The 15,927-nt window shown below is 65.7% G+C and carries 14 protein-coding genes; 8 read left to right on the forward strand and 6 right to left on the reverse strand.

The genetic code is table 11. The features are described from left to right. Positions 1-220: 220 nt before the first annotated feature. From ACR9WD_RS00820 to ACR9WD_RS00830, 3 genes are read right to left on the reverse strand one after another with little or no spacing between them, the layout of a single operon-like run. Positions 221-1,531 carry a TRAP transporter large permease gene (locus tag ACR9WD_RS00820; protein WP_434922499.1) on the reverse strand — a complete coding sequence of 437 codons (1,311 nt, stop codon included), beginning with the start codon at positions 1,529-1,531 and terminating at the stop codon, positions 221-223. Between the two features lie 2 nt (positions 1,532-1,533). Beyond that, positions 1,534-2,043, reverse strand: a complete 510-nt coding sequence (locus tag ACR9WD_RS00825) for a TRAP transporter small permease (protein ID WP_066144637.1) — start codon at positions 2,041-2,043, stop codon at positions 1,534-1,536. Further along, positions 2,040-3,050: a TRAP transporter substrate-binding protein gene (locus ACR9WD_RS00830; RefSeq protein ID WP_434922500.1), complete on the reverse strand. Its 1,011-nt coding sequence runs from the start codon at positions 3,048-3,050 to the stop codon at positions 2,040-2,042. The genes ACR9WD_RS00825 and ACR9WD_RS00830 overlap by 4 nt, the downstream gene beginning before the upstream one ends. A gap of 194 nt (positions 3,051-3,244) precedes the next feature. Between ACR9WD_RS00830 and ACR9WD_RS00835 the strand changes: the two genes are divergently transcribed. The 5 genes from ACR9WD_RS00835 to ACR9WD_RS00855 all read left to right on the forward strand — a co-directional run bounded on the left by ACR9WD_RS00835 (position 3,245) and on the right by ACR9WD_RS00855 (position 9,017). Then, entirely contained in the window at positions 3,245-4,264 is a 1,020-nt protein-coding gene (locus ACR9WD_RS00835; RefSeq protein WP_073707977.1) for a LacI family DNA-binding transcriptional regulator, read from the forward strand. A gap of 79 nt (positions 4,265-4,343) precedes the next feature. Then, positions 4,344-5,753, forward strand: a complete 1,410-nt coding sequence (gene uxaC, locus ACR9WD_RS00840) for a glucuronate isomerase (protein WP_434922501.1) — start codon at positions 4,344-4,346, stop codon at positions 5,751-5,753. Beyond that, positions 5,750-7,186 carry a mannitol dehydrogenase family protein gene (locus ACR9WD_RS00845; protein WP_434922502.1) on the forward strand — a complete coding sequence of 479 codons (1,437 nt, stop codon included), beginning with the start codon at positions 5,750-5,752 and terminating at the stop codon, positions 7,184-7,186. The genes uxaC and ACR9WD_RS00845 overlap by 4 nt, the downstream gene beginning before the upstream one ends. A gap of 59 nt (positions 7,187-7,245) precedes the next feature. Then, positions 7,246-8,475, forward strand: coding sequence for a D-mannonate dehydratase ManD (gene manD / locus ACR9WD_RS00850; protein ID WP_066144652.1), 1,230 nt, complete (start codon positions 7,246-7,248; stop codon positions 8,473-8,475). Continuing rightward, positions 8,472-9,017, forward strand: coding sequence for a gluconokinase (locus tag ACR9WD_RS00855; RefSeq protein WP_233125407.1), 546 nt, complete (start codon positions 8,472-8,474; stop codon positions 9,015-9,017). Before manD ends, ACR9WD_RS00855 begins: the two co-directional genes overlap by 4 nt. Positions 9,018-9,080: 63 nt before the next feature. Here ACR9WD_RS00855 and ACR9WD_RS00860 read toward each other — a convergent pair whose 3' ends face one another. After that, entirely contained in the window at positions 9,081-9,362 is a 282-nt protein-coding gene (locus ACR9WD_RS00860) for a hypothetical protein (RefSeq protein ID WP_073707980.1), read from the reverse strand. 312 nt (positions 9,363-9,674) lie between these two features. Here ACR9WD_RS00860 and ACR9WD_RS00865 point away from each other — a divergent pair, with 312 nt between their 5' ends. Further along, a complete protein-coding gene (locus ACR9WD_RS00865) occupies positions 9,675-11,345 on the forward strand; it encodes a thiamine pyrophosphate-binding protein (protein WP_434922503.1) in 1,671 nt (556 codons plus the stop codon). A gap of 73 nt (positions 11,346-11,418) precedes the next feature. Beyond that, a complete protein-coding gene (locus ACR9WD_RS00870) occupies positions 11,419-12,456 on the forward strand; it encodes an endonuclease/exonuclease/phosphatase family protein (RefSeq protein WP_121865953.1) in 1,038 nt (345 codons plus the stop codon). On the opposite strand, the gene ACR9WD_RS00875 is transcribed toward ACR9WD_RS00870, so the two are convergent. Then, positions 12,453-13,754, reverse strand: coding sequence for a D-arabinono-1,4-lactone oxidase (locus tag ACR9WD_RS00875; RefSeq protein WP_434922504.1), 1,302 nt, complete (start codon positions 13,752-13,754; stop codon positions 12,453-12,455). The genes ACR9WD_RS00870 and ACR9WD_RS00875 overlap by 4 nt on opposite strands. Continuing rightward, positions 13,751-14,941, reverse strand: coding sequence for an alanine racemase (locus ACR9WD_RS00880; RefSeq protein WP_434922505.1), 1,191 nt, complete (start codon positions 14,939-14,941; stop codon positions 13,751-13,753). The genes ACR9WD_RS00875 and ACR9WD_RS00880 overlap by 4 nt, the downstream gene beginning before the upstream one ends. A gap of 113 nt (positions 14,942-15,054) precedes the next feature. Here ACR9WD_RS00880 and ACR9WD_RS00885 point away from each other — a divergent pair, with 113 nt between their 5' ends. Next, a complete protein-coding gene (locus tag ACR9WD_RS00885; RefSeq protein WP_121865955.1) occupies positions 15,055-15,819 on the forward strand; it encodes a hypothetical protein in 765 nt (254 codons plus the stop codon). Positions 15,820-15,927: the final 108 nt, after the last annotated feature.

Raw genomic sequence — 15,927 nt, forward strand, 5'->3', positions numbered from 1 at the left:
GCTCTTCCTTGAGTGACGAATCGTGCGATTGGGCGCTTGACCTGCGCAAAGCCAATCCCTAGCCAACTGTGCACCGGATCACAGGTACGAAGCATCGTGTTGCCATGAATTGCTTGCCTGAAGTGGTCCTTTCTCATTTGGCGAGGGTACGGAAAAATGGGTGCCGACCCACGGAAGCATTCCGTGAATCGGCACCCATCGGCGCCGTGCCTGTTGAGGGCTACGGGGCCAGCAGGCCCAGCAGCTCAGGCAGCCACATCGACAGCTGCGGCACGAAGGCCACCACGAACAGCATGGCGATCAGCGCGATGAAGAACGGCACCAGGGCCTTGATGACCGGTTCGGCGCGCAGCCCGGCGACCTTGGCGCCGACGAACAGCACATTGCCCACCGGCGGGGTGATCGTGCCCAGGCACAGGTTGAAGGTCACCATGATGCCGAAGTGGATCGGATCCACGCCGAACTCGGTGACGATCGGCAGGAAGATCGGCACGAAGATCAGGATCGCCGGGGTGGGGTCCATGAAGGTTCCCACGATCAGCAGGATCAGCATGATCAGAATCAGGATGACGGTCGGCGAATCGGTCAGGCCCAGCAGGCCATTGGAGATCGCCGCCGGGATCCCGGAGAAGGCCATGGCCCACGCCATGATCGTGGAGACGCCCACCAGAAGCATCACGATGGAGGTGGTGATCGTTGCGTCGATGATGATGCGCGGCAGGTCGCGGACCTTGATCGCCCGGTAGGCGAAGCCCAGGACCAGGCAGTACACCACGGCGATGACCGCCGATTCGGTCGGCGTGAAGATGCCGGCCAGGATGCCGCCGATGACGATGACGATCATCAGGATCGAGGGCACGGCGCGCCACAGGGTCAGCAGCGCCACCGGCAGGGTGACCCGCTGGTAGTTGTTCAGCTCCTTGCGCTTGCGCACGTACAGGAACACGATCAGCATGCAGGCCAGGGCCCACAGGATGCCCGGGATGTAGCCGGCCACGAAGAGCGTGGCGATGGAGGTGCTGGAGACCAGCGAGTACACGATCAGCGTGTTCGACGGCGGGATCAGCATGCCCGACGGGGCCGAGGCGATGTTCACCGCGGCGGAGAAGTTCTTGTCGTAGCCTTCCTTGGCCTGGCGCGGGCCGATGACCCCGCCGACGGCTGCGGCCGAGGCCACTGCGGCGCCGGAGACCGAGCCGAACAGCGCGTTGGCCACCACGTTGGTCTGCGCCAGCGAGCCGGGCATGCGCCCGACGAGCACCTTGGCCGCGTCGATCAGGCGCCCGGCAATGCCGCCGTTGTTCATCAGCACGCCGGCCAGGATGAAGAACGGGATGGCCAGCAGGGCGAAGGAGTTGATGCCGGTGAACAAGCGCTGGGCCGCCACGAAGGAGGCCTTCTCCATGCCGATGACCGCCGCGACGGCGGCAAAGGCCGAGAAGCCGACGGCGACCGCGATCGGCACGCGCAGCAGCAGCAGGACGGCAATGCCGAGAACCAGGACGATGCCTGCAATGAGCGCTGCATCCATGATCAGATCGCCTCCCGGATTTCTTCATCGAATTCGTCGGGCAGGCCGCGTCCGCGCAGCGCCTCGACCAGGTGGAACAGGGCGTAGAACGCGGTCAGCACGCCGGAGATCGGCAGTGCCAAGTACATCGCGCCCACGCTGACCGGCAGGCCCGAGACCTGCTGGGTCCAGGTCAGATCGACCCCGCGCAGCCCGCCCCAGATGAGCACGAACACCGCGAACAGCAGGATGATGAATTGGACGAACGCCTCGGTGTAGCGCTTGTGGCTGATCTTCAGCAGGCGCACCATGAAGTCCACGGCAATGTGCCCGCGGTCGGCGAAGACGTAGGCGGAGCCGAACAGCGCCAGCCAGACGAACAGGTACTGGGCAGCGGTGGTGGTCCAGGTGGCAGGATCCTGCAGCACCTGGCGGGTGAAGACCTGCCAGCAGACCACCAGCACGAGCACCGCGAACAGTGCGATGCACAGCCACCTCAGCAGGAAATCCAGGACGGATTTGATCGCATTCACTGTGCGGTCTCCGTGATCTTCTCGTACAGCTCACGGGCGTCGTCGCTGGTCAAAGCCGATTCGACGACCGGTGCCAGGGCCTTGTCGAAGGCTGCCTTGTCCACGTCGTTGAACTTGGTGCCCGAAGCCTTGGCGGATTCGATGGCCTTCTCGGTGTCGGCATTCCACAGCTTCACGTGCTCATCCACGGTCTTCTGCCATTCGGTTTCCAGGATCGCCCGGTCTTCGGGGGTCATTTCCTCCAGCAGCGTGGAGTTGACCAGCATGTAGTCAAGGCCCACCAGATGGCGGGTGCGGGCCACGAACTTGGCGACCTCGTTGTGCTTCTGCGTGACGTAGGAAATCTCGTTGTTCTCCGCACCGTCGAGCACGCCCGCCTGCAGCGCGGTGTAGACCTCGCCGTAGGACATCGGGGTGGCAGCGCCGCCCATGGCGTTGATCATCTTGATGTGCAGCTCGGATTCCTGGACGCGGATCTTCATGCCGGCCAGGTCCTTGGGCTCATTGATCGGGCCCTTGACGGTGTACAGGTTGCGGTCGCCCTGGGTCAGTCCGCCCAGCACTGTCAGGTCCTTGGACTCTTCCAGCGAGGAGAACAGCGGACCGACGATGCCCTTGTCGCGCAGCACCGAGATCTGGTGGTCGATGCCCTTGAAGACGGTCGGCAGGTTCAGCGTGGCGAATTCCGGGTTCAGGTTTTCCAGCTGCGTGCCGGAGGCAATGGCCATGTCCACCGAGCCGTCGGAGACCAGCTGGATGACTTCCTGCTGGGCACCGAGGGTTTCATTGGGGTACACCTTGATGTCCCAGCGCCCGTCGGTGGCGGCCTTCAGCCGCTCGCCGAAGTCGGTCAGCGCAATGTACGAGGGGTGGGATTCTGACTGATTCAGCGAGAGCACCATGGTCTTGCCTTCTTGGGCATTGCCCGAGACGCCGGCGGTGCAGCCCGTGAGGGCCAAGACGGCGGCACAGGCCCCGGCGACCCAGCGCAGGGCGCGAAGTTTCATCTCTTCAAGCTACTTTCCGGCCGGCGGGGCAGCGCTGCCCCGATCCCTGCAGGCAAGTCGATCTGCACTGCGAGTGTCTCCGGCCACATTGACGGTTCAACTGATAATCTCCGCCCAGCAGGGCCACTGGCCAATTGTTGCCAATAATTGCCATAGGCTTCCACTTGCACTCCTTCGCGCCGCACACTTGTTACATGCAGCACCCACCAGCATCCGGAAAATCGGTCACCATCTACGACGTCGCCCGCGCCGCCGGGGTTTCGGCGTCCACGGTGTCCCGCGCCTTTGCGCGGCCCGGACGGGTCAGCTTCGCCACCGCGGAGAAGATCCGCCAGGTGGCCGCCGAGCTGGGCTACCGTTCCATGGAGATGCGCCGGCCGATGCCCGAAGGCAAGGAACGGCACGGCACCATTGCGCTGGTCATCGCCGATATTTCCAACCCGGTCTACTTCGAGATGATCCGCGGGGCCGAGGAGGAGGCCGCCAAGAACGGCTACACGATGCTGCTGGCCAACACCCGGGAATCGGGGATCGTGGAACGCGAAGCCATCGAGCGTTCGCTGGGCATCGTGGACGGGATCGTGCTCTCCAGCTCGCGCATGTCCGACGCGGGGATCCGGTCCATGGCCAAGCAGAAGCCGACGATCGTGATGAACCGGGGAGTGAGCGGGGTGGCCAGCGTCGTCACCGACAACGAGCGGGGGATCATCCGGGCGGTCACCCACCTGCGCGAGCTGGGGCACCGGAATATCGCCTACCTGGCGGGCCCCGAAGCGTCCTGGGCCAACGGGATGCGCTGGCGGGCGCTGAAGATGTGCGCCGCCGAGCACGGCCACAAGTCCCTGCTCTTCTCCCCGCGGGTGCCCACCATCGCCGCCGGCGCGCAGATCGCCGACCAGGTGCTTTCGTCGAATGCCACCGCGGTGCTCGCCTACAACGACCAGCTGGCCATCGGGTTCATGCGCCAGGCGCAGAAGAACGGGTTCGACGTGCCCGGGGACATCTCGGTGGTGGGCTTCGACAACTCCTCGGACGCCGATCTGGTCACCCCCGGGCTGACCAGCGTCGCCGCCCCGCTGCACGCCCTGGGCGCCGCCGCGGTGCGCAACCTGCTGGCCATTGCGCGCGGGGCCGCCGATGCGCCGGACCGCCCGGTGGTGCTGCCCACCCGGCTGGCGGTGCGCGGCTCCACCGCCGCCCCGCCGCGCGGCTGAGGCGCGCGCAGCGCAAGGCTATGGTGCAACTCATGGCAACTAGTTGCCATCCGGCCATGGGGGTAAGGACGATCGAGTCATGTCTTCTTCGATAGCCAACCACCCTGATCGGTTGCTGCCCGCGGACGCCGGTGTCCGCGAGATCGCCCGTTCGCTGCACGCCACCGTGGAGCACCTGCCGATCATTTCCCCGCACGGCCATGTGGATGCCGGGATGATTGCCCGCGACGACGCGTTCCCTGACCCCACCGCGCTGCTGATCAGCCCCGACCACTACGTCACCCGCCTGCTGCACGCCAACAACATCCCGCTGGATGCGCTGCGCGTAGGCGGCACCGAGAAGGTCTCCGCGCTGGACGCGTGGAAAACCTTCTGCACCAACTACCACCTGTTCGACGGCACCGCCTCGGGCTACTGGCTGCGCCAGGAATTCATCGAGGTCTTCGGCATCGATGACCGGGAAATCATCGCCGAGAACGCAGACGCGACCTACCGTGCGATCCAGGCGCGCATCGACGCCCCGGACTTCCGCCCGCGCGCGCTGATGGACTCCTTCAACATCGAGGTGCTCGCCACCACCGACGACCCGCTCGATGACCTGGCCGCGCACCGCCAGCTGGCGCAGGATTCCTCCTTCGTCCCGCGCGTGCTGCCGACCTTCCGCCCGGATGCCTACATCAAGTTCTGGGGCGCCGACTTCGCGCAGAAGGCCGATGCGCTGATCCAGGCCGCCGGCGAGGGCAAGGCCGGCTACGACGGCTACCTGGCCGCCATGGCCACCCGCCGCCAGTACTTCGTCGAGCACGGGGCGGTGTCCTCGGACCACGGCGCGCAGACCCCCGCCACCTTGAAGCTGGACCGCGACGAGGCCGCCGCGTTGTTCGCCAAGGGCATGGCAGGCACCGCATCCATGGCCGAGGCGCTGGCCTTCGAAGCGCACATGATGTACCAGCAGGCGGCCATGGCCGTACAGGACGGGCTGGTCATGACGATGCATCCAGGGGTGCACCGCAACACCCACGCGGCGACGCTGGCCGCCTTCGGCCCGGATACCGGGCACGACATCCCCTTCGCGGTGGACTACGCCGGCGGGCTGCGTCCGCTGCTGGAAGACTTCGGCACCGCGCCGGGCTTCCACTTCATCCCGTTCACCATCGACGAGACCGTGTTCTCCCGCGAGATCGCGCCGCTGGCCGGCTTCTACCCGTCGGTGTACATCGGCGCCCCGTGGTGGTTCCTGGACGCGCCGGATGCGATGATGCGCTTCCGCTCCGCGGTGACCGAAACCGCCGGGTTCTCCCGTTCCTCCGGGTTCATCGACGACACCCGCGCCTTCTGCTCCATCCCTGCCCGGCACGACGCCTCGCGCCGGATCGAAGCCTCCTTCCTGGCCCGGCTGGTCGCCGAGCACCGGATCACCGAGGAACGCGCGCACCAGATCATCGTCGACATCGTCGACGCCGCGCCGCGACGGGCGTTCAAGCTGTGAGCGCGGCATTGGACCGCAGCGCCGTGGCCGCCCCGGCGCGCCGGCCGCGCATCGTGCACATCGGATTGGGCGCCTTCCACCGCGCCCACCAGGCCTGGTACACCGCCAAGGCCGATAGCGAGTGGGGCATCACCGCCTTCACCGGGCGTTCGGCCACCGCCGCCGCGGCGCTGGCCCCGCAAGGCGGGCTCTACACGCTGGTGACCCGCGGGCCGGAAGCCGACGAGTTCGAGATCGTGGACTCGATCCTGGCAGCCCATGACGGCAACAACCTGCCGCTGCTCACCGAGAAGCTGGCCGACCCGGCCACCGCGATCCTGACGCTGACCATCACCGAGGCCGGATACCGCATGGCCGCCGGAGCCGGAGCACCGCGTCTGGACCTGGCGGATCCCGCCGTGGCCGCCGACCTGGAGGAGCTGGCCGACGCCTACGACGGACGGGTCTTCGCCCCCTCGGCGCTCGGCGCCGCGCAGCTGGTGCTGCGCACCGTCCCGGCCCGCATCCTGGTGGGCCTGGCCGCCCGACGGGCCGGCGATGGCTGGCCGCTAGCGGTAGTCTCCTGCGACAACCTCCCGGATAACGGGTCGGTGGCAGAAGCCAGCATCGTGGCCCTCGCCGAGCAGATCGACGGGCAGCTGGCCGACTGGATCCGCGGGAACGTCTCCTTCGTGGACACCTCGATCGACCGCATCACCCCGCGCACCACCGGCGCCGACGTCGCCACGGTGGCCGCCGCCACCGGATTCGCCGATGCCAGCCCGGTGGTCACCGAGCCCTTCAGCTCCTGGGTGCTGTGCGGGGACTTCCCCGCAGGCCGCCCCGACTGGGAGAAGGCCGGGGCGCAGTTCGTCGCCGAGCTGGAGCCCTTCGAGCGCCGCAAGCTGTGGCTGCTCAACGGCGCCCACACGCTGATGTCCTTCGCCGGGCAGCTGCGCGGGCACCAGACCGTGGCACAGGCGCTAGCCGACGAGCAGGTCTCCGGCTGGGTCGAGGAGTTCTGGGATGCGGCCGCCGCGCACCTGCAGGAACCTGAACTGGATATTCCCGGATACCGCCGCGCCCTGCGTGCTCGCTTCGAGAATCCGCGCATCGCGCACCACCTGGCGCAGATCGCCATGGACGGCTCGATCAAGCTGGCAGCCCGCGCGCTGCCGGTCTACCGGGCCGAGCGGGACGCCGGACGCGACGGGCAGGCCGCCCTGCGGCTGATCGCCGCCTGGTGCGAGCAGCTCGCAGCGCAGCACGCGGCCGGAACGCCGATCGCCGACGCGAATGCCGAAGCGCTCGTCGCGGTGCTCGATGACGCCTCGCTGGAAGCCGGCAGCACCGCGCAGAGCGCCGCCCTGGTTGCAATCATCGACTCCCGCCTGGCCGGCGAGGCCGAAGCCGTCGACGCGATCACCGCGCTGCGCCCAGGCTTCGCCAACTAGCTTTTTCTCCACAAGTATTCGCGCGGGCACCGAAGCCCGCGTTCCCCGAAAGGAACGCCATGAAAATCATCAAGGCAGAAGTCTTCGTGACCAGCCCGTCACGCAACTTCGTGACCCTGAAGGTCACCACCGAATCCGGCCTGGTCGGCATCGGCGACGCCACCGTGAACGGCCGCGAGCTGGCCGTCGCCTCCTACCTGAAGGACCACGTCGCGCAGCTGCTGATCGGCCGCGACGCGCACCAGATCGAGGACACCTGGCAGTTCATCTACCGCTCCAGCTACTGGCGCCGCGGCCCGATCACCATGGCAGCGATCGCCGCGGTGGACATGGCCCTGTGGGACATCAAGGGCAAGGCCGCGAACATGCCGGTCTACCAGCTGCTCGGCGGCGCCTCGCGCCGCGGGCTGCGCGCCTACGGCCACGCCTCGGGCACCGACATCCCGCAGCTGTTCGACTCGATCCGCGAGCACCTGGAACTGGGCTACAAGTCCATCCGCGTGCAGACCGCGGTGCCGGGCATCAAGGCAGTCTACGGCGTAGCCGCCCAGGCCCAGTCCTCCGGCGAACGCTACGACTACGAGCCGGCCGGCCGCGGCACCTACCCGCAGGAAGAGGACTGGGACACCCGCGCCTACCTGCGCCACCTGCCGACAGTGTTCGAAGCGGTGCGCAACGAATTCGGCCCGGAGATCCCGCTGCTGCACGACGGCCACCACCGCATGACCCCGCTGCAGGCTGCCAAGCTGGGCAAGTCGCTGGAACCCTACGACCTGTTCTGGCTCGAGGACTGCACCCCGGCCGAGAACCAGGACGCCCTGCGCCTGGTGCGCGAGCACACCACCACCCCGCTGGCCATCGGCGAGATCTTCAATACCATCTGGGACTTCCAGACCCTGATCAAGGACCAGCTGATCGACTACGTGCGTGCGGCTTCCACCCACTTCGGCGGCATCTCGCCGCTGAAGAAGGTCATGGACTACGCAGCCCAGTACCAGATCAAGTCCGGCTTCCACGGCCCGACCGACATCTCCCCGGTGGGCTTCGCCGCCCAGCTGCACGTGGGCCTGGCCATCCACAACTACGGCATCCAGGAGTACATGCAGCACTCGGACGCCACCAACACCGTCTTCGAGCAGTCGATGACCTTCAAGGACGGCTACCTGCACCCAGGCGACAAGCCTGGCCTGGGCGTCGAGTTCAACGAGGAAGCCGCGCTGTCCTACCCGTACCAGCAGGCCTACCTGCCGTACAACCGCCTGGTTGACGGCACGGTGCACGACTGGTGAGCGAGGCGATCATGGACAAGCCGCTGTCGGCGCCATCGGGCACCGGGGCCGGACGCATCGTGGTCATGGGGGTCTCCGGCTGCGGCAAATCCACCGTGGGCGAGCTGCTGGGCCAGCGGATCGCCTCGGAGTTCCTCGACGGGGATTCCCTGCATCCTCAGGCGAATATCGCGAAGATGTCTGCCGGCATCCCGCTGGATGATGCAGACCGCGAACCGTGGCTCGGCGAAATCGGCAAGCGGCTGGCCGCCGAGGATGGCAAGCCGCTGATCATTGCGTGCTCTGCGCTCAAGCGCAAGTACCGCGACCAGATCAGGGCGCAGGCGCCGGATACGGTGTTCATCCATTTGAACGGCAGCTTCGAGCTGCTGTCCCAGCGCATGGCAGAGCGCACCGGGCACTTCATGCCGGTGGAGCTGCTGAAATCCCAGTTCGAGACGCTTGACGAGCTGCAGGCTGACGAGCGCGGCGTGGTGCTGGATATTTCGGCCTCGCCTCAGCAGCTGGTCAACGACGTCGCCGATTGGCTGGGCAACGCCTAGCCGGTTGGCGCGAAGCTGGGGGAAGATACGGGTTGCCCGTATCTTCCCCCAGCTTTTTTGCGCCTAGATGCCGCCAGCTTCGGCCTGCTGGTTGCTGATCATCGAGCGCTCGGCCACCAGGGTGCTGATGAGCAGCAGGGCCGCGGCGGCAAGCCAGGGAACATAAGGCAGGGAGTGCTCGGGCGGCAGGCCCGAGAGCAGCCAGCGGGCGGCCAGGAACGCGGCCGATGCCAGCACCAGCGACACGGCGAAGGCGATGCCCCGGTGCTTGCGGTCCACGCCCTGCCATGCGCGGACTTTGCCGCCGGCCGGTGCGCCAGTGGTGATCCCGAAGAACTTCAGCATGCGTTCCCTCTCGATAAGGTTCGATGGTTGCCTTATAAGGTTCAAGTCAACTAAGAGTTATCTTGATCTTATCGAGAATGGAGATTGCTGTACATGGTACTTTTGGAGGAGTTTGCCTCTCTGGCTTTCCGGGTCGCGGTCACCGGCTCCTAGCGCCGAGCAGGATCCCTGCCTTATCATCAGTGAGTCAGGAACACGGCTCCAGCTGGTTCCGGCGCTCTCAAAAGGGGCGATACCCGTTGCGGTGAAGCAACCGGTAACGGCAGACATATATGGAATTTCTTCAGCACGATTTCTTGAAAAGAGTCCATAATGTCCAGCGTTTCAGCTGCCATTGCCCATGCCCTCAAGCCCCTGGCCCCGCGAATTTTCGGATTGATGGGTAACGGCAACGCCCACTTCCTCGACGCCGCGGTGCGTGCAGGCTTCGACTACACCGCAGTGCGCCATGAATCGGCCGCCGTTTCGGCCGCCGACGCGTACTTCCGCATCTCCAACAAGCTGGCCATCGCCTCCACCACCTACGGTGCCGGCTACACCAACACCACCACTGCCCTGGCCGAGGCCGCCGCGGCGGGGACCCCGCTGCTGTTCGTCACCGGCGACGCGCCGACGTCGGGCCTGCGCGGCTGGGACGTGGACCAGGCCGCGATCGATGCCGCGGTGCGGGCGCCCCGCTACGTCGTCGACCGCAACACCCCGGGTGCGACCGCACTTGAGGCGGCGGCCCATGCGCTGCGCGAGCAGCTGCCGGTGGTCCTGGCCATTCCCTATGACCTGGCAGCGCTGGATTCCCTCGAAGAGCAGCTTCCCGATTTCGCCTCCCTGCGCAGCACCCCGCCGGCGCCGCAGCTGAACTCCACCCAGCTGGAGCAGATCGCTGCCAAGCTCAACGCCTCGCAGCGCACCCACATCCTCTATGGCCGCGGCGCAATTGATGCCGCCGAGCAGGTCCAGGCGCTGGCTCAGAAGCTGGGGGCCACCACCTCGGGCACGCTGCTGGCCCGCGACCTGCTGGACTACGAGTTCGACCTGGGCATCACCGGAGGGTTCTCCACGGAGGCCAACGCCGCGATCATCGCGCAGGCAGATACCGTACTGGTGCTCGGCGCCTCGCTGAACCAGTTCACCATGCGCTTTGGCGAGCTGGTGGCAGACGATGCCACCCTGATCCAGATCGATCTGGGATGCGCGGCCACCAATCCGCGCGTCGACTACTTCGCCACCGGCGATGCGGCCCTGGCTGCCGCGGACCTGCTCGGTGCCGTGGAGCAAGCCGACGACGCATGGCGCGCAGGCCTTGACCTGTCCGAGCTGCGCAGCCGCCCCGCCGGCGACGAGCAGGCCTCCGACGGGCAGCTGGATCCGCGCCGCGTGGCCAGCGAGCTGCAGGGCATCCTGCCGGCCAACCGCGTGCTGGTGCAGGATGGCGGGCACTTCATCGGCTGGGGTCCGATGTACTGGTCGACTTTCGGTGCGCGCTCCCTGGCCTGTGTGGGAACCGCCTACCAGTCCATCGGCCTGGGCATCGCCTCCATGGTGGGTGCGGCCCCGGCGGCGGAAGGCCGCACGGTCGTGCTGGCCGCCGGAGATGGCGGATTCCTGATGGGCCTGGCAGACCTCGAATCGATCGTGCGCACCGTGGAAAGCGGCGTCATCGTCATCTACAACGACTCCGCCTATGGTGCGGAAATCCACCAGTACGGATCCGTCGGCCTGCACGAAGATCCGATGCTGATCCCTACCGTGGATTTTTCCGGCATTGCCAACTCCATGGGAGCGACCGGAATCCGCGTTGGCACGCTGGAAGACCTCGCCGCCGTGCAGCAGTGGGTTGACGCAGGCGCCCGCGGCGTATGCCTGGTGGACGCCCGGGTATCCACGCATGTGCGTGCCCCGTATATGGAAGAAGTCCTTTCCGCGAACAAGAAGGCCGCTGCGGCTGCGGCATTACAATCCGGTAAAGGTGCTGGAAAGCGGTAGCTGAACGTCGTAGGGTGGATGGGTGCGCAAGTTATTAGTCGGAACAGCGAGCCTGGGTTTAGGGGCACTTCTGATGCTCCCCGCAACCGGCGCACTTGCCGCACCCACCGGACCCGGCGACCCAGCAGGCGCCAATGCCGCGCAGCTTTCGGAGACCTCGCTGCGCGTGGCAACCATCCAGGCAAATCTCACCGGCGAAACCCCCGAAGAGCTGCCCGCGGCCCTGATGCGCGGAACCGACCGGCAGGCAGCCCAGGTTGCGGACAAGATCAGCAGCGCCAACGCGGACGTGGTGGTGCTGACGGATATGGACGCCACCCAGGAGGCAGTTGACGCGCTCAATGAGAACTATCTGAACAATCTGGGCGACGACCGCGCCGACGTGGACTACGGGTATTCCTATCTGGCGGTGGGCTCCAAAGGCCTGCAAAGCGGCGCCGACTTGAACGCCGACGGCGTGATCGGCAGCGCCGAGGACGCGTGGGGCCAGGCCGCATTCGCGGAGCAGGGGTCGATCGTCGTGCTGTCGAAGTACCCGATCGCCCAAGAGCAGGTCACCAGCGTTTCCCAGCTCAAGTGGCAACACGTTGCCAACGACATGCTGCACCACACCGACTTATCCGGCGTGCTGGCAGCGTCCATCCCCGTGATGAGCACCGGCCTATGGGACATTCCCATCCAGTACCGTGGCGAGCCGGTGCATATCCTGGCGACGCAAACCCAGCCGGATGCGCAGGATGAGGAATTCGCCAAGGCACGCCAGATGGACGAGCTGAAGGTCATCGACGGCTATCTCTCCGGCGAGAACTATGTTCGCACCGACGAGGGCGAACATGCAGAAGGCGTGGGCGAAGACCGCTTTGTCATTGCCGGTGCACTGGGCCTGCAAGATGGCTCCGCTGATCGCGTTGACCCTTTCCTCAAGGAACTCAAGCACGCGAACGCTGTCAATGATTCGGGCAGCTACCTGGTGCCGAGCGAAACCTGGCAGGTATTGGGCCAGGGACGCATCAAGGAGAACCAGCCGAGCACTTCCCAGGCGTTGCCGGGAACAGTCCCCGACTTCGCGAAGGAATCAAGCCCGCTGATCTGGGCCGACATCCAATTCTAGGCGCCGAGCAAGCTGCGCAGATACGGATTGAGGAATCTGCCCTCCGGATCGGCAGCCTGGCGAACCCGCGTGAAATCGCTGAACTTCGAGTAGAGCTGAGCCAATTCCCCAGCCTGAAGCGTATGCTCCTTGCCCCAGTGCGGCCGGCCGCCCAGGGAGCGGAAGATCTCTTCCATGGCTGCAAAGTATCCCGGACCCTGATCGCGAATGTAGCGGTGCACGGCAATATATGCAGTTTGCCGGCCGCTGGCAGTTCCCAGCCAGGTGGAATCCTCGGCCGCGGTGCGCACCTCGACAGGGAAGAAGACCCCGGTTCCCGAACGCTTGAAGTACGCCCGCACCCTGGCGAAAGCCTCATCGAAGTTGGCCAGCGGGAGCGCATATTCCATTTCGGTGAAACGCACCCGCCGCGCACTGGTGAACACTTCGTTCCACGGTGCGATGCGGCTGCTTTCGGGCAACGCTGCGCACGCCACCTTGGCCAAGGCTGGCGTGGTCTTCGGCAGCGCCGCGCTCACCGAGCTGAGCAGCTGCAATGCGCCATTGGAGACAACTTCATCATTCAGCCAGCGGGCTGCCGCCGGCGGCTGCTCGGTCGGGACTTGGCCGTCGAGGCGGGTATTGATCTTCACCTGGGCTTTGCCGGTGCCCGGGAACCAGAAGAATTCCAGATGGTCTTCTTCCCGTGCGCGCTCGACGAAGCTTTCGGCGATCAGCCCGATAGGTTCGATGATTTCCTCCGCACGCATCATGTAGTGCGGGACGCAGCGCAGCCGCACGTGGGTGAGCACCCCCAGCGCTCCCAGGCCAAGCCGGGAGGCCTCGAATAGTTCGGTGTTCTCCTGAGAGTTGGCACGCAGGTGGGTGCCATCGGCCAGCAGGAGCTGCACCCCGGTGACCGTTCCGCTGAATCCGCTGAATCGCAGGCCGGTGCCGTGGGTGCCGGTGCTGATGGCTCCGGCTACAGATTGCTTGTCGATATCGCCCATATTCTCCAACGCGAGATTGAAGGGCTTGAGCAGTGCGGGGATCTGCCATAGCCGGGTCCCGGCGCGGAAGGTCACCTCGTGGGTGAGGGCGTCGACTTCCTCGATTCCCTGGAAGCCATCCAGGTTCAGCAAGATGCCGTCGGTAGCCGCTAGCGGAGTGAAGGAATGGCCTGCGCCGACGGTGCGCACCGGCTGCTCCAGGTCGGCGGCCTGTTCCAGGACCTGCGCCAATTCCGCGATGCTGCGCGGGGAGCGGATGGCTGCCGGGTGCGCGACAACGGTGCGCGCGAAGTTCTTGAAGGTGCTCACAGGAATGCTTTGCCTTCCCCGCGGTAGGTGGGCCACTGCTCGATGATCTTGCCCTTGGAATACACCGCCACCTTATTAACCCGTTCCGCAGGTTCGCCGGCCTTGGCATGGCGCAGCCAGACCGTTTCGCCAATGGCGATGCGGTGTGCGCTGGGGCCGGTGAGCGGGGTCTGCACCTCGCCGGCTCCTTCCATGGACAGATAGCGCACCTTCTTTGGGTGCTCGATTCTTGGCAGCCGGTCCTTGCCGGCTGGACCCGATGCGGTCCAACCGCCTCCGAGGATGGTGACTGTTCGCTCATCGGGACGGCGGACCACAGGGAAGCCCAGATACAGGGCAGGGGCGGGTCGGAATGCGCGATAGGAATCGAACAGCGCGGGCGCGAACAGCCCTGAACCCGCTGCAATCTCGGTGATAGCGGGTTCTTGGACAGTGCTTTCCACCGAACCTGTGCCGCCGGCATTCACGAAACGCAGCTCGCCCAGCTCCCGGACCAATTCCACGGTTTCGGCCCGGCGCTCGGCCAGTTCGGCGGCGCTGGCTTGGCGCAGCTTGCGCGCGATCAGCGCCTTGGGGGTGAACCCTCCATCGGGAACCGAAGCGATCTGGGATTCGTAGCCCATCAACCCGTCCAGGATGAAGTTGCGGCGACGGTGCACCTCGGCGGCCAGCGCCGCGACCTGTTCCGGCCGGCTCAGCGGCGAACGTGCGGCGCCGATGCGGATATTGCCGCTGGGGTAATAGGAGGCATCCAGTTCCAAGGCGACCTTCAATGCCGGGTGCCCCGGCGCGATTCTGTCGATCAGGTCCAGCTGCTCTTCGGTATCCACCATGAGGGTGACAGCTTCGCAGGCCTGCTCGCTGGCCGCCCACCGGCTGATCGCTTCGGCATCCGTTTGCGGGTACGCAACCACCAAGTCCTTCAAACCGTGGCTGGCCAGCCATAATGCTTCGGCCAACGTGAAGCAGAGAACGCCCCGGAAGCCTGGCTCGTCGAGCGCCCGCTCCAACGCCTTGCGTACACGCAGGGACTTGGAAGCGATGCGGATCGGCACGCCGCCGGCCCGTTCGCGTAGGGCGATCACGTTTGAATCGAAGGCATCGAGATCGAGCAAAGCGACCGGGTGCTCCGAGATCCCGGCGCTTTTCAAGGCATGGTTATACCGTTTGGCCTGAGCGTTCTTCATAAGCCAACTCTTTCACCAGCATCGGGGAGTTTCAAGGAATTTTTCAAGACGCTTGTGTGAAGGCAGAGCGCTCAAGGCAACTCTCAGGGTCTTGCGGATAAGCTGGAGCCATCATGAAAAACGATCCGATTTCAATGACGTTGCTTGGCAAGGATGGAAAGCCGCGCTCCGGCGTGCAGGATGCCATCATGAAGGGCATCGGCGTGCAGCGCCCGCTGGTGCTTGCCTACATCAAGCGGCTGCGCAAGAAGCACCCGGAAGCCACGGCAGCCGAGCTGGCAGCCATTGTCGAGCGCGATTACCTGCGTGTGGTTACCGGCACCGGTGCAGCCGTGGGTGGAACCGCAGCCGTCCCTGCTGTCGGCACCGGCGTGGCGCTGGGCCTTTCCGTTGCTGCAACGCTGGGCTTCCTGGAAGCTTCTGCGCTGTATGCGCAGAGCCTGGCAGAACTGCACGGCATTGCCATCGAAGACCCGGATCGGTCGCGAGTGCTGGTTATGGGCATCATGATGGGCGAGGAAGGCAGCTCAATGATTGCCGGCTTGACTGCCCAAGCCGCAGGCCGCGGCGGAGGACCGGTCCAGGGCTGGGCCAAGTCCTTCGGTGCCGGCAAGTCCACGAGCATCTACTCCGCCATGCAGCGCACCATGCAGAAGAAGTTCTTGCGCAAGATCATCGGCACCCAGGCTGCCAGCACCATGGGCAGACTGGTTCCGTTTGGCGTTGGCGCGGCCATCGGTGGTGTCGGCAATCGGTACATGGCCAAGCGCGTGATCGAGAATGCCGCGGTTGCCTTCGAGGGAATCCCTACGGTGGTGCCCAGCTCGTTGCCGCTGGATGATCCACGGGTCATCGACGCTGAGATCCTCGAAGACTAGCTGTACAGGGATTGCCGACCACCTTGGTGGTCGGCTTCCGTTTTTAAGATGTCTTTTCGTGCGTTGCATGAAATGTTTTCGGGTACCGATCCGCTAGAACTCGCGCTT

The sequence above is a fragment of the Glutamicibacter sp. PAEs-4 genome (assembly GCF_051161755.1).
Taxonomy (GTDB): domain Bacteria; phylum Actinomycetota; class Actinomycetes; order Actinomycetales; family Micrococcaceae; genus Glutamicibacter; species Glutamicibacter nicotianae.